Annotated in this window: 11 protein-coding genes; 4 read left to right on the top strand and 7 right to left on the bottom strand. The window is 39.1% G+C overall.

Annotated features, from left to right (window positions below; translation table 11 throughout):
- Window positions 1-17: 17 nt before the first annotated feature.
- The 5 genes from H6G77_RS04470 to H6G77_RS04450 all read right to left on the bottom strand — a co-directional run bounded on the left by H6G77_RS04470 (window position 18) and on the right by H6G77_RS04450 (window position 4,130).
- Window positions 18-1,016, bottom strand: coding sequence for a glycosyltransferase (locus tag H6G77_RS04470; RefSeq protein WP_190870935.1), 999 nt, complete (start codon window positions 1,014-1,016; stop codon window positions 18-20).
- A gap of 50 nt (window positions 1,017-1,066) precedes the next feature.
- A complete protein-coding gene (locus H6G77_RS04465) occupies window positions 1,067-1,669 on the bottom strand; it encodes an FHA domain-containing protein (RefSeq protein ID WP_190593389.1) in 603 nt (200 codons plus the stop codon).
- Window positions 1,670-1,672: 3 nt separating this feature from the next.
- Window positions 1,673-2,350: a hypothetical protein gene (locus tag H6G77_RS04460; RefSeq protein ID WP_190870934.1), complete on the bottom strand. Its 678-nt coding sequence runs from the start codon at window positions 2,348-2,350 to the stop codon at window positions 1,673-1,675.
- 9 nt (window positions 2,351-2,359) lie between these two features.
- On the bottom strand, window positions 2,360-2,953 hold the full coding sequence (locus tag H6G77_RS04455; RefSeq protein WP_190870933.1) for a Uma2 family endonuclease: 594 nt from the start codon (window positions 2,951-2,953) through the stop codon (window positions 2,360-2,362).
- Window positions 2,954-3,227: 274 nt separating this feature from the next.
- Window positions 3,228-4,130: a hypothetical protein gene (locus tag H6G77_RS04450; protein WP_190870932.1), complete on the bottom strand. Its 903-nt coding sequence runs from the start codon at window positions 4,128-4,130 to the stop codon at window positions 3,228-3,230.
- Between the two features lie 402 nt (window positions 4,131-4,532).
- Here H6G77_RS04450 and H6G77_RS04445 point away from each other — a divergent pair, with 402 nt between their 5' ends.
- Window positions 4,533-5,762, top strand: a complete 1,230-nt coding sequence (locus tag H6G77_RS04445; RefSeq protein WP_190870931.1) for a glycosyltransferase family 4 protein — start codon at window positions 4,533-4,535, stop codon at window positions 5,760-5,762.
- 38 nt (window positions 5,763-5,800) lie between these two features.
- Here the strand turns inward: H6G77_RS04445 and H6G77_RS35560 are convergent, their stop codons facing one another.
- Entirely contained in the window at window positions 5,801-7,114 is a 1,314-nt protein-coding gene (locus H6G77_RS35560; RefSeq protein ID WP_242049143.1) for a glycosyltransferase family 4 protein, read from the bottom strand.
- 154 nt (window positions 7,115-7,268) lie between these two features.
- On the opposite strand from H6G77_RS35560, the gene H6G77_RS04430 reads away from it, so the two are divergent.
- The 3 genes from H6G77_RS04430 to H6G77_RS04420 all read left to right on the top strand — a co-directional run bounded on the left by H6G77_RS04430 (window position 7,269) and on the right by H6G77_RS04420 (window position 11,528).
- Window positions 7,269-8,234, top strand: a complete 966-nt coding sequence (locus H6G77_RS04430) for a DUF1822 family protein (RefSeq protein ID WP_190870930.1) — start codon at window positions 7,269-7,271, stop codon at window positions 8,232-8,234.
- Window positions 8,235-8,327: 93 nt separating this feature from the next.
- Window positions 8,328-10,649: a CHASE2 domain-containing protein gene (locus tag H6G77_RS04425; RefSeq protein ID WP_190870929.1), complete on the top strand. Its 2,322-nt coding sequence runs from the start codon at window positions 8,328-8,330 to the stop codon at window positions 10,647-10,649.
- A gap of 78 nt (window positions 10,650-10,727) precedes the next feature.
- Window positions 10,728-11,528, top strand: a complete 801-nt coding sequence (locus H6G77_RS04420) for a DUF928 domain-containing protein (RefSeq protein ID WP_190594672.1) — start codon at window positions 10,728-10,730, stop codon at window positions 11,526-11,528.
- 152 nt (window positions 11,529-11,680) lie between these two features.
- On the opposite strand, the gene H6G77_RS04415 is transcribed toward H6G77_RS04420, so the two are convergent.
- On the bottom strand, window positions 11,681-12,652 hold the full coding sequence (locus H6G77_RS04415) for a GTP-binding protein (RefSeq protein WP_190594673.1): 972 nt from the start codon (window positions 12,650-12,652) through the stop codon (window positions 11,681-11,683).
- Between the last annotated feature and the right edge of the window lie 51 nt (window positions 12,653-12,703).

Below are 12,703 nucleotides of genomic sequence, written 5' to 3'. Positions count from 1 at the left end.
CTACAAAAATACAACTTTCAAACTTGATTGCTAAATAAAATTTGCTCTACTGCTTGTACAGCACCGTTAATATAAGTTGGTATAGACAAATTTTTTGCCAGTTCTATTCTGTCTAGAAGTTTTCTGACGGTTGTAATGGCCTGTTGTATATTTTGTACCCTGTAAACTTGATTAGCTCTTTTGGCTTGGCGATCGTACAATCTTTTCAAGGCAAATGCTACCAAAGGTATACCCACAGCCGCACATTCGTAAACTGTGTTATATCCTGCGCCACCAACAACAATATCAGCAGCCGCTAGACATTCAATTCCTGGATGGTGCGATATCCATAAAGCTTCGGGAATATCTGCGGGACAATTAGCCGCTAAAATTCTGACTGCATACTGGGGAAAATTTTGCTGTAAGCACAGGGTGAGTTGGGCAAAGAAAGACAATTCTGAAGCATTCCCGGCTGCACAAACTAAAATCGTTTTGATATCTGGGTTAACTTTGAAAATATGCGATCGCACACTCATTCTATCTGGTAATTCTTCACAGTTGCGAATTAACCAAGGGGCTGTATGCTGCACATTTGGCAAGTCAGCCAAGGGTAAATCTTGCCCTTCGCCGGGAATAATTACTGTATCGTAGTTCTGGGCGACAAAAGACCGCAAATTTTTGGCGTTTACATAGTCTGGGTTGATATCTCGATGAATTAAAATGCGGGGTATGGCTTGCAACTGCGGTAAGATGTCTGCGAGTTCACCGCCTAAGCCTCTAGGAAAAGTGTCTATAATTAGGCGATCGCATTGAGTATTCAAGATGATTTCTCGTACTTGCTGACAAGTTGTAGAAAAACCAGCCTGTTCAGAAATCCAATTTACTATGCAATTTTCATGATTGATTTTTAAGGCGTATGGACTGTTAGTAATAATCGTAACTTTTCTATTTTTGGCAGCAATTCTCCCCAAAGCCAAAGCCCGATTTAAATGTCCCCAACCACCCCCAAGGGCGTAAATTAACCAAGTGTTTGTCAATTGTCATTTGTTATTAACTAATAATTCCCTACTCCCCACCCCCTTCACATTCAACTTGCTCCCATATTGGTTTCAAAATCACTATCTCTTTCTGCTTCAAAACTGACAGCATCAGCTTCGGTAAAGTCTACATTACCTGTTTCGTGGTTGTATGAATAGTTATCGCGGTCATGATAGTAACTACTACCCCAATAACGGTAACTACCATATTCGGGATAATAGGCATAATCATCATCATAAGATGTATTACAGTCAGGGCAGTTGGTTCTATCGGTGCGTCCACAACGGCGTTTAAATAAAAAGCCTACCATGCGATCGCACTCTCCTAGATTGGCAAAGTTGACGACAATTTCACAACTGCCAATTTGAATGCGATCGCCATTTTGCAAGATACCATTAGTTAACTGAGTATCATTAATTTTGATAGAATTATTTGTATTTTGGTTAATAATTATTAACTCTTGATTTTGCCAGTCAATTAAAGCATGGTAATCTGCAATTAAGTCATCCTCGATAACTATTCGAGAAACTCTTTGTTCATAAATTTGCTGTGGCATGGCATTAAATTGTTTACCAATAGCCACTGGAGTTTCTAAGACTGGTTCTCTGCGATCGCCTGTATTTGGATCTATCCAAGTTAGCTGTATTTGCAAAGTCTATTGTCCTCCTGTTAAATTGACTGCATAAGCTAAAGCTGCTTGCTGTTCGCGGTTGAGAACATCGAACCCAAAACAAGCAAATGCAATTGGTGAAATGCTTGATTTGGTATAAAACACGGTTTTACCTGATGGATTTCTTAAAGCCGTCTTACCTTCTTTAATTCTAATTTGATAAACTAGCTGTTTATTAGGTTTTAAAATTTCGATACCTTTATCATTTGATTTAATCTGATAAACTAATTTTTCCCCTCCATCTTCTAAACCATAATCACCATTACTCTGTTTTTTCAAACTATATAAATCTTGGTTTTGACTAGAATTTTCTAACTTCCAAGACCCTTTTTCCGTAACTACATAACCCAAAGTTTTATCCGCAGGATTTTTAAATTTTAATTTACCAGATTTTTCTGATTTAATTCTAGCTATTTCTTGCTCTTTTCCATCAACTAATTTAGCGCCATCTGCTTGCGGCTTAAGTTCAAATAAATCTGTCCCAGTTTCGGTTTTAATTTTAATTTTATCAGTCCGCGTGGCTACATTAGTTGTATTTTCAGCCACAGGAGGACTATTTACTTGATTTGGCTGTTCTACAGTCTTGTTACTTGCATTGCTACAGCCGAAAATAGCGGTAATCAAAAAAACTAAAGTTGCAATTTTTAAAACTCTATTCTTCATAGATTTAGTTTAGCTTTCTTCATTGTTGTCCGTAAAATTAACTCGTTCATAAATATCACTCAATGTAATTTCAACATTAAGTGTTTGAATCGATAAAGTTGCTGATTGAGTTTCAGTCTCAGTAAATAACCATTGACCTTCAGCAGTTTTAACATACTTCATAACATGATAGTTATACTGGTCAATTAAAATATATTCCTTAAACTCAGGAATTGAGCGATAATAAGTAAATTTATCACCTTGGTCATAGTTTTTAGTTGATTTTGATAAAACTTCGGTAATTAAACAAGGGTTCATCACAGTAGTCGTATTTGTTCCTGTATACACAGGTTCTCCAGCAATTACCATCACATCTGGATAAGTATACTGGCGATATCGAGGAATCCATAAGCGGACATCACTGATATATATTTCATAATCTTGAGCCTTCAAAACAAACTTTAAGTAAGCATAGAGATTGCCTGATATTTTATTATGATTAGTAGTACCACCAGTCATGGGAATAATTTCTCCATCACGATATTCATTCCTAAATTCTGCGTTCTCTTCCAGTTCTAAATATTCTTCAGGTGTGTAATGGTGTGGTTTGATTTCTAACTGCATATTTCACCTGCTTTTAAGTTTGTTTAATCATTATCAGTCTATTGTAGTATCTTGATCACTCTAGTATTTCTATTTGATATGTGAACAACAGAGATAAGGGAGACAAGGATGACAGGGTAGACAAGGGAGAAAGAGGTTTATAAATTATTTTAGGATTGCTATAGATACTACTGCTAACAGTTTGTATTATTGCGTTTTTCATTCCAATAAAGTACATTCATCTAGTCTCTAGTCCATATAAACTTGTACTGTACTCAACTGAAAAATGCTGTATTTATTTAGACAAAGCTTTTGCTAGATTCAGCACTTGATAAAGGCTTAAAAACATCGCTGTAACTGTTTGATATATTTCCTCTTGATTGTCAGCGACATTAGGGGCTATTCTAACTGCAAGCTGCATAGATTTATCGGTTAATCTTAAGTTTCGCAGATTAGATAATTTTGGTAATTTTAATGCTCCATCAATTTCGTCTTTTAAAACTTTGATTGCACCATAGCGACGCTGAGGATAGACCATATTTAAGTGAATATCTAATCCTCCAGATTTAATTTTTGATTTATATTTATTTTTACCACTGCTACCACGTTTCCAGCCGTATTGCTTTTTAGATAAAGAAGTTGCAGATAATTCAAAGCGAGTCTTGTCTAAAAACTGTCCTTGAATTTTCATCCATTCATGTTGATAATTATCTATTTTCCAATCAGTTTTACTAGGGTGGGGTGTGGTACTGATTTTATGCTCGTTTTTTTCAGTTCTATTAAAAGATAGATGCAAATCAATAGTTGCATTTGTATCCATATCTCTCGCTAACATTTGTAAGATTTTTTGTGTAGATTGGTAACGATAATTAATCACGTTGATTCTACCGAACTTTGACCGCTTGACTAATGCCAAAATAAAAGCGATCGCCAGCCCAAAAATTGCTAAAGTTAATAAGAGGATCAGCACACCTAATAATTGAGCATCAGGTATAATAATAGAGCCAACAATTATCAAAATAACAGCAATTAATATTCCCCAAAAGTAATTTAATGCCTTTTTGCCATATTCTTTTTGTTTCAGTTCGGCAAGGTGATCAATCTCTGCTATCTCTTGCAAATCAGCTATTACTTGCTTAATTGATGCTTGCGCTGTATAAGTCAAGTTTTGCCGGAATTGTTTTACATCAATAGGCATATTATTTACAACTAAATCAGCTTTAATAGAATTTATTTGATTTTTGTTAAAAAAAGTAATTTTTCAATCTATTTCAATATTTTGAAATATTTTTTAATAAATTATACTTTGCTTTTACCTTGATTATACTCAATTATCAAAATACAGCAATTGTATCTGATATTTGCAGTATGTGTAAGGTTGGTATTCACGACTATATTCTATAGCAATCCTATTTGAGTTGTGAAAAAGTATTCTTTTTAACGAACCGCAAAGGGCGCATAGACGCGATAGCGGCTTCCCGAAGGGTAGGACACAAAGAAAGAGAAAGAGGAAAAGAAAGAGAATTTCACAAATGATTGAGGATTACTATAGGTTAATTGAAAGTTTAGCTAAAAATGCCTACCTGCCATCTATATATTTATGAAGCAATCAAAAATAGCTTATATTTCATTTGATACTGTACCCGCACCAAAAGGAGCAGCAATTCATATTACAGCATTTGCTCAAGCTTTAGGAACTGCTTTTGATGGCATCCAGTTAGTAACAGTTTCACCAACCAGAGAATGTATAGATAGTCAAGAGATTTATCCACAAGTTACACACACAGCTTTAGCTGCTTGCGGCGATAATTTGATTCAGCGAATTTTGAATTTTCGTCATTTATTAAGGTTATGGTTGCAAGAAAAGCAATTTCAAGTTATACATATTCGTTCAATTTATGAAGGCTTTGTAATTGCACAAAATAAACAGAAATATTGTCAAAAATTAATTTTTGAAGTGAATGGACTACCTTCCATAGAGCTAAAATATCGCTACCCAAACGTTGTGGATGATCAAGAGCTTTTACATAAGTTATATACTCAAGAGCAAATTTGTCTAGCAGTAGCAGATTTAATTATCACACCCAGTAGTATTACCTCAGAATATTTACAAAGTCGGGGTATATCAGATAATAAAATTCGAGTAATTCCTAATGGGGTAGATTTGGATGTATTTACCTACTCTGGAAAAAACCAAAATTTAAACAATCAATCTATCAATCTCATATATTTTGGTACTTTGTCACCGTGGCAAGGTGTAAATTTAGCAATTGAAGCTTTAGCTTTAATCAACCGCGAGATTCCTGCTGATTTAACAGTAATTGGACAAGCCAGATATGACCAAATTAAAACTTTAAAACAACTGGCTGTGAAATTAGAAGTTGCTGAACAGGTTAAAATACTAGAACCAATATCACAGCAAGAATTAGTTCAATATATTCATCATGCTGATGTGATTTTGGCACCTTTAACACCAAATGATCGCAACTTAATTCAAGGCTGCTGTCCACTGAAGATTTTAGAAGGAATGGCGACAGGTACACCTGTAATTGCTAGTGATTTACCAGTAGTGCGAGAACTTGGAGAAGATGGCGTACATTTTTTGTTAGTTAAACCCAGTTCCGCCAAAGCTATCAAAGATGCTGTCTTGCGCTTACAAAATGAACCAGAATTAGCAACTTATCTCGCTGCTAATGCTAGAGGGCGAATAGAACAGCACTATACTTGGCAACTGGCAGGTGAGGCTTTAATTGCAGCTTATACCGAGTTGGGGGTTGAGGAAGGGGAGAAGGGAGACAAGGGAGACAAGGGGGATAGGGTAGTTTGCTGATTTGATTTTGACTTTTGACTTTTGACTTGATTTCACCCTTAGTTTTTTAAAAGACGGTCGAGAACAATTTGCAGTCGCTGTTGTTCTTGAGGGATAGAATATTCTTTGAGGATGCGATCGCGTGCAGCTTGAGTAATTTGAGATTTGATGGTGCTGGGCATTGTCAAACATTCTAAAACAGCTTCACCTAATTTATGCAGTTGCGATCGCGGCAAAATAAAACCATCTTCACCATGTGTAATTACTTCAGTGATACCCCCCGCATCACTAGCAATACAGCAACAACCACAAGCCATTGCTTCTAAAAGTGCATTTGGCATTCCTTCCCACAGTGAAGGCTGGAGATACACATCACACAATTGTAAATGCGCTGCCACAGCTTGAATATCAGGTAAATGTCCCGTCACAATAATTCTTTGTGCATGTTCTTGGTGTTGAGTTGCATAAACTTGCAGCACAGATTCCTGAGAAGCCCTTACTTCACCGATAATCAATAAACAAGCTGGGCGCTGATTTCGTACCGTTGTTAAAGCATTTAATAAAAATTGCTGTCCTTTCTTCTCCCGCAATTCTCCACAAAACCCTAATACTACTTCTTCTGGCGCAATTCCTAAAGATTCCCTATTAATTTTCCCTACTGCCGACTCTACGGTATACACGCCAGTTATCGTATCACTCTTGTTACCCCACCCTAACCCTCCCCTTGGAAAGGGGAGGGAACTAAGATTGCTTATTTCCCCCCTTTCCAAGGGGGGATTAAGGGGGGTAATTTGACTGGTTTGTACACCGCAGATTATCGACTGAGGCGCAAAAATTTCTGTATCTACGGCATTTTTCAACACCAACACATCATTTCTCCCACTCAATAGCTGAATTTTGCGCGACATATCAGCACTCACAGCCGTAATGACTTGAGTTTGTTGCAACGTCCATTGCAAACGGGCAAAATCACCAGGGGGAAACATTTCTTTATCAATATCATTACCACGGGCGCTAACAGTGCTGGGTATTCCTTGCATTCCCCCAAACCAAGTTGCTAAAAAACCGCTTGGAAATACATAATGCCCCCACACTGCATCATAATGCCAACAAGAATGCAACCATTCCAGCACATTTAAAGTATGGGGCATAGTCATATCCCAATTACGGTATAGCCCAATACGATAAACACGGGATTTGCCATCTATACTTTCCGGTGGTAGAACTTCCCCCGGTTGTAGATAACGACTCCAGGTAACAACATCAACTGCTATACCCAACTGACACAGCGTCCCTACTAGCCTTGTCGCACTCCTAGCCAAACCCCCCACATCCGGGGAAAATCTTTCTGTAATTAACAGCAACCGCTTCATACAAACTTTATATATCTTTGCCTTGCAATAGCACAAATTTATGAATACACAAAAATATCAGGATATTTCTTTTATTTCTTGATTTTGTGGCATAAATTTATTGAGCCTGGGCGATAGATACTACAACACAGTCCTGAACACTAGGTATAACATTATGACTCGCACCACCCAGAGAGTAGATGATTTAGGCATCACGTTGCCTATCACTCAAGCCGCTTGTAAGATGGCTGAAAGATTTGCCCATCAACAACCAAACTCGACCAAAGCGGAACAAGTACGATTAAATACATTGGCCGTCTGGGTGGTGAATGAGTATTTGCAATTAATGGAAATTCCCACCAACCTCAACGTTGGCGATAGTTGGAACCCAATCATGCAATTATTTAGTAACGTCGCTGACTTAGAAATTCCCTCAGTTGGTCGTTTAGAATGTCGCCCAGTCAAATTAAATGAACAAACTTGTTTCATTCCGCCTGAAACTTGGGAGGACAGAGTAGGTTATGTAGTGGTGCAAGTAGATGAATCACTCCATGAAGCCCATATATTAGGGTTTATGCGGAGTGTGCATGATGAATTTTTACCATTGCATCAACTACAACCTCTAGAAGCATTAATTGACCGCATCGCCCAATTACAAGCTTCTCCAGCTAAAGCTTTAGTAAATTTAAGCCAATGGTTTATCGGTCAAGTGGATGCAGGCTGGCAAACAGTGGAAGCTTTAAGAGAATTGTTAGATTCTAGACCTAATTATGCTTTTCGTGGTAGTGTAACCACGGAAGAATCATCGGCTAACCAACAGTCACAAACTACTAAAAGAGCAAAACTCATTGATTTGGGTATTCAAATTGCTCATCAACCCTTAATGTTGATTGTCGAAATTAGCCCAGAAGAAAATAAAACCAGTATTCGTTTGCAACTGCACCCCACAACTAATCAAGTTTATTTACCAGAAGGTGTAAAACTCACAGTATTAGATGAGTCAGGCGCAGTATTTTTAGAAGCCCAAGCCCGCAGCGCAGATAATTACATTCAATTGCAATTTCGGGGAGACATTCAAGAACAATTTAGCGTCGAAATTTCGTTAAATGATATGAGTGTGAGAGAACAATTTATGATTTGAAAAACAAGCTAGGGGCTAGGGGCTAGAGGCTAGGGGCTAGATTTAAATTAGTACTCGGCAATTTTCGATAAAATTTAAAATTTTTTATTGGTCATGGCTAAGTTAGTGGTTTTGAAATTTGGAGACGTTAGTTTTAACCAAGGGTTTGCTGTGACGCTTCAGATTGGTGAAGAAAGCGATCGCCCAACCACAGAAATCACTGGTAGACTACCACCATGCCCAGAAATGCCGCTATACTACACCCGTTGGCAATCAAGTTATCGTCAAATTGGTAATACCTTTCGCTTAGATGCTGAGAAAATCCAAGTCACAAATGTTTCTATTACCCAAAGTTGTCAAGATTTAGCCCATGTTTTACAGGCGCGTTTTAATACTTGGTTGCGTTCCGAAGAATTTCGCCCACTGCGGGAGAAATGGCTAGAAAAACTCATGCCTACGGATGAGGTGCGGGTAATTTTACAAACAGATAATAGTCAATTGCAGAGATTACCTTGGCATCTGTGGGAATTACTAGAACGTTATCCCAAAGCAGAAATAGCGATCGCCTCACCAACCTACGACAGCATCCCCCAACTCCGCACACAAAACCACAAAGTTAAAATTTTAGCGATCGTTGGCAACAGTCAAGGCATTGACACCCAAGCAGATTTAGCCATTTTACAACAATGTCAAAATGCCGATATCACCTTTTTAGTAGAACCACAGCGTCAAGAATTAAACGATTTTCTCTGGCGGCAAAATTGGGATATTTTATTCTTTGCGGGACACACTTCTAGTCAGGGAGATGATGTCACCGGGCGAATTTATTTAAACAAAACCGATAGTTTGACTATTCACGAGTTAAGATACGCCCTCAAACAAGCCATTGAACGCGGCTTACATTTAGCAATTTTTAACTCCTGTGATGGTTTGGGACTAGCGCGAGAATTAGCTGATCTGCATATTCCCCAAATGGTGATTATGCGCGAACCTGTCCCCGACCAAGTAGCCCAAGAATTTTTGAAATATTTTTTAACAAGTTTTGCCGGGGGCGAATCTTTATATCAAGCAGTCCGCCAAGCCAGGGAACGTTTGCAAGGCTTAGAAGATAGATTTCCCTGTGCCACATGGCTACCAGTAATTTGTCAAAATCCTGCCCAAATCCCCCTAAGTTGGCGACAAATCACACCCCCAATCAAAAGTAAATCTCAATACCCCAAACTCTACTGGAAATTAGGCATAGCCTCTAGTGTCATTATGACATTAGCAATTTTGGGGCTGCGGTTTTTCGGAGTTTTCCAAAGTGCAGAACTCCAAGCTTACGATCAAATGATGCGATCGCGCCCCGATGAAGGGTCAGATCCGCGACTATTAATAGTGACCATTGACGATGCTGATTTAGTCAACCAACGCCGTAGCGGTCAGGTTTTGAAGGGAACTTCTTTATCTGATCAATCACTTAATGCCTTACTAATCAAATTACAAGAATACCAACCGCGAGCGATCGGCTTAGATATTTATCGTGATTTTCCCGCCGAACTCCCAGAACTAGCTCAAAGGTTGCAAAAAACTGATAATTTAATTGGTGTGTGTAAAGGTAGTGATTCAACTGTCATGACCAAAGGCATTGAACCACCACCAGAAATTCCCAAAAATCGGCAAGGATTCAGCGACTTTCTTCATGATCCTGATGGAGTGGTGCGTCGCCATTTGATGTTTTTTACCCCAGAAACAGCATCTCTGTGTTCTGCTGACTATGCGTTCAGCACACAATTGGCATTTCGTTATCTTTTACCCTTGGGAATTCAACCAAAATTTACCCCCCAAGGAAATTTACAGTTAGGTAATACCATTTTTCCCCGTTTATCATCTCGTAGTAGCGGCTATCAAGGCATTGATGCCAATAGCGGTCAAACCTTACTCAACTATCGCGCTACCAAGAAAATTGCTGAAACCGTCACACTCACCCAAATTTTATCGAGTCCGATGAACTCTAACGCCATCAAAGACCGAATTATTTTGATTGGGGTGACAGCTAAAGGTGATTTTCCTGACTATTGGGCAACACCATTCAACAGCAGATTAGACGCACAAATGCCCGGAGTTACTGTTCAGGCACACATGATTAGCCAAATTATTAGTGCCGTCTTAAATCAGCGACCATTGCTGACAGTGTGGCCTTTTGGATGGGAAATACTTTGGATTTGGGGCTGGTCTGTGGTTGGTGGCTTGCTAGTTTGGCGGTGGCGGCGGCTACCCTTGTTGGCATTAGCCTTGGGTCTTACCTCTGGCATACTTTATTTACTGTGTCTTGGTTTATTAATCTGGGGTGTATGGGTGCCGTTTGTGCCTTCAGCTTGGTTGCTAGTAGGAACAACAACTACTATTGCCATCCAAAATTGCCCGTCAAAGTTTTGGCAAAAATTTAAAAAATGAACAATTAACCGCTTGAAACAGTAGTCTACAGAGATATACTCAACTGTCTCAGCCTCACACAACTGGAGTTTACAACTGATGAAACTACCACTCGGATTAACTCTAGGCTATGTAGGTGTTTTAGCCAGCCAAACCCTAGCACTAGCAGCAACACCAAAGCCAATGGCAACACCAATACCAATGGCTAGTCACAACATGAAAACTGTATCCCAAACAGTAAATTTTAATCCACCTAAACCACCAGCAGATCCACCGCCAGGAGGTCGGGTATTAGGAGGTGCAAAACGCGGTTCTTGTCCCCAAGTCAAACAAGATTTGACGGCTTTAGTACCGTATACAAAAGAACCATCTTCAATTACCAATGTTTGGTCATTAACTACATCACCACACCCAACCTTTTGGTTTTATGTGCCGTATTCCCAAAAAGACAATCTTCCCTCTATGTTTGTCCTGCAAGAAGATCAGCCGCAATCAAAGGAATTGTATAACCAACCAATAGCACTGCCAAAAAATCCCGGAATCATTAGTGTGACTTTACCTGCTAATGCTCCCAAATTAGCTGTCAATCAACGATACCGTTGGTTTTTGACTTTTGCTTGTGAGACTAAAGAACCATCACCTCCTATTTTTGTGGAAGGAGTAGTGAAACGAGTTAACCTCAGTCAAACAACTATCAAGGAACTGCAAACAGCCACACTTTTAGAACAATTTGCCATCTATGCTCAAAATGGTATTTGGCATGAAGCCATCACAATACTAGCCACCCTCAGACAAGAAAATCCCCAAGATTCAGCCTTGAACACACAATGGCAAGATTTGTTAGCCAGCATCCGTTTAAACGATGTCGCCACAGAACCAATTTTGTCAGATAAGCATTAAATAAGGGTGTAAGGGTTTAGGGGTGTAAGGGTTTAGGGGTGTAAGGGTATAAGGGTGTAAAGGCTTAGGGTTTAGGGGTGTAAGGGTTTAGGGTTCTGAGTCATGTACACTGAGCGAAGTCGAAGTGTACATGACTCAGCATTCAGCACTTTCTACACTAGACAAGCCAAAAAATCTTGTTTGAGTTTGGCTTCATCTAAATTACGACCGATGAAAACCAACTCGTTTTTCCGGGTTTCGGTGGGTTTCCAAGGTCTATCGGGTCTGCCATCAAATATCATGTGTACGCCTTGAAATACAAAGCGATTGTCTTCCCCTGCAATATTTAAAATCCCCTTCATCCGAAAAATATCAGTACCTTGAGTTTGTAATAATTTACTCATCCAAGCGTGTAGTTTCTCGCCGTCGAGTGCGCCTGCTGCTACTAACGCCACAGAATAAACGCTTTCATCATGTTCGTGGGCATCTTCGCCTAAAAAATTCGGGTCAATTTCTAAGGCGCGATTCAAATCAAACGCTTGCACACCCAATAAGGAATCCATTGCTAATTCTGAGTTGCGGGTGCGATAGATTTTGGCGATCGCATTCATCCCCCGAATCCGCTTTTCTAATTCTTCTAACTCTTCTGCTGCAACTAAATCGGTTTTATTAAGTAAAATAACATCCGCAAACGCAATTTGTTCTTGAGCTTCATCAGCTTCCCAATGTTGCCAAATATGCTTGGCATCCACCACTGTCACCACTGCATCTAGAGACAGTTTCGCCTGCATGTCTTCATCAACAAAGAATGTCTGAATCACTGGAGCCGGATCAGCCAAACCAGTAGTTTCAATTACTAAATGGTCAAACTTATCACGTCGCTTCATCAAATTACCGATGATGCGAATTAAATCACCACGAACTGTACAACAAATACAGCCATTATTCATCTCAAATATTTCTTCATCGGCATCAATAACTAATTGATTATCAATGCCCACTTCCCCAAACTCATTCACAATCACAGCCACTTTTTTACCATGTTCATAAGTGAGAATGTGATTGAGTAAAGTTGTTTTGCCTGCGCCCAAATAGCCAGTCAAAACAGTTACGGGAACTGTATCTGTTATTACATCAGCCACCATATCATCAAAACCTCTGCTCTCGCTTGCATGATAATCTCACCCATAATAAGC

Origin of the sequence: Aulosira sp. FACHB-615 (assembly GCF_014698045.1) — a bacterium.
Classification (GTDB): Bacteria; Cyanobacteriota; Cyanobacteriia; order Cyanobacteriales; family Nostocaceae; genus Nostoc_B.
The sequence above is the reverse complement of the archived record's forward strand: the minus strand, read 5'-3'. Positions and strand labels throughout refer to the sequence as shown.

Coding starts and splice junctions, on each gene's coding strand:
- H6G77_RS04425 (WP_190870929.1), top strand. CDS start 8,328: ATGGCTAAGTTAGTGGTTTTGAAATTTGGAGACGTTAGTTTTAACCAA.
- H6G77_RS04430 (WP_190870930.1), top strand. CDS start 7,269: ATGACTCGCACCACCCAGAGAGTAGATGATTTAGGCATCACGTTGCCT.
- H6G77_RS04420 (WP_190594672.1), top strand. CDS start 10,728: ATGAAACTACCACTCGGATTAACTCTAGGCTATGTAGGTGTTTTAGCC.
- H6G77_RS04450 (WP_190870932.1), bottom strand. CDS start 4,130: ATGCCTATTGATGTAAAACAATTCCGGCAAAACTTGACTTATACAGCG.
- H6G77_RS04415 (WP_190594673.1), bottom strand. CDS start 12,652: ATGGTGGCTGATGTAATAACAGATACAGTTCCCGTAACTGTTTTGACT.
- H6G77_RS04455 (WP_190870933.1), bottom strand. CDS start 2,953: ATGCAGTTAGAAATCAAACCACACCATTACACACCTGAAGAATATTTA.
- H6G77_RS04445 (WP_190870931.1), top strand. CDS start 4,533: ATGAAGCAATCAAAAATAGCTTATATTTCATTTGATACTGTACCCGCA.
- H6G77_RS04460 (WP_190870934.1), bottom strand. CDS start 2,350: ATGAAGAATAGAGTTTTAAAAATTGCAACTTTAGTTTTTTTGATTACC.
- H6G77_RS35560 (WP_242049143.1), bottom strand. CDS start 7,114: ATGAAGCGGTTGCTGTTAATTACAGAAAGATTTTCCCCGGATGTGGGG.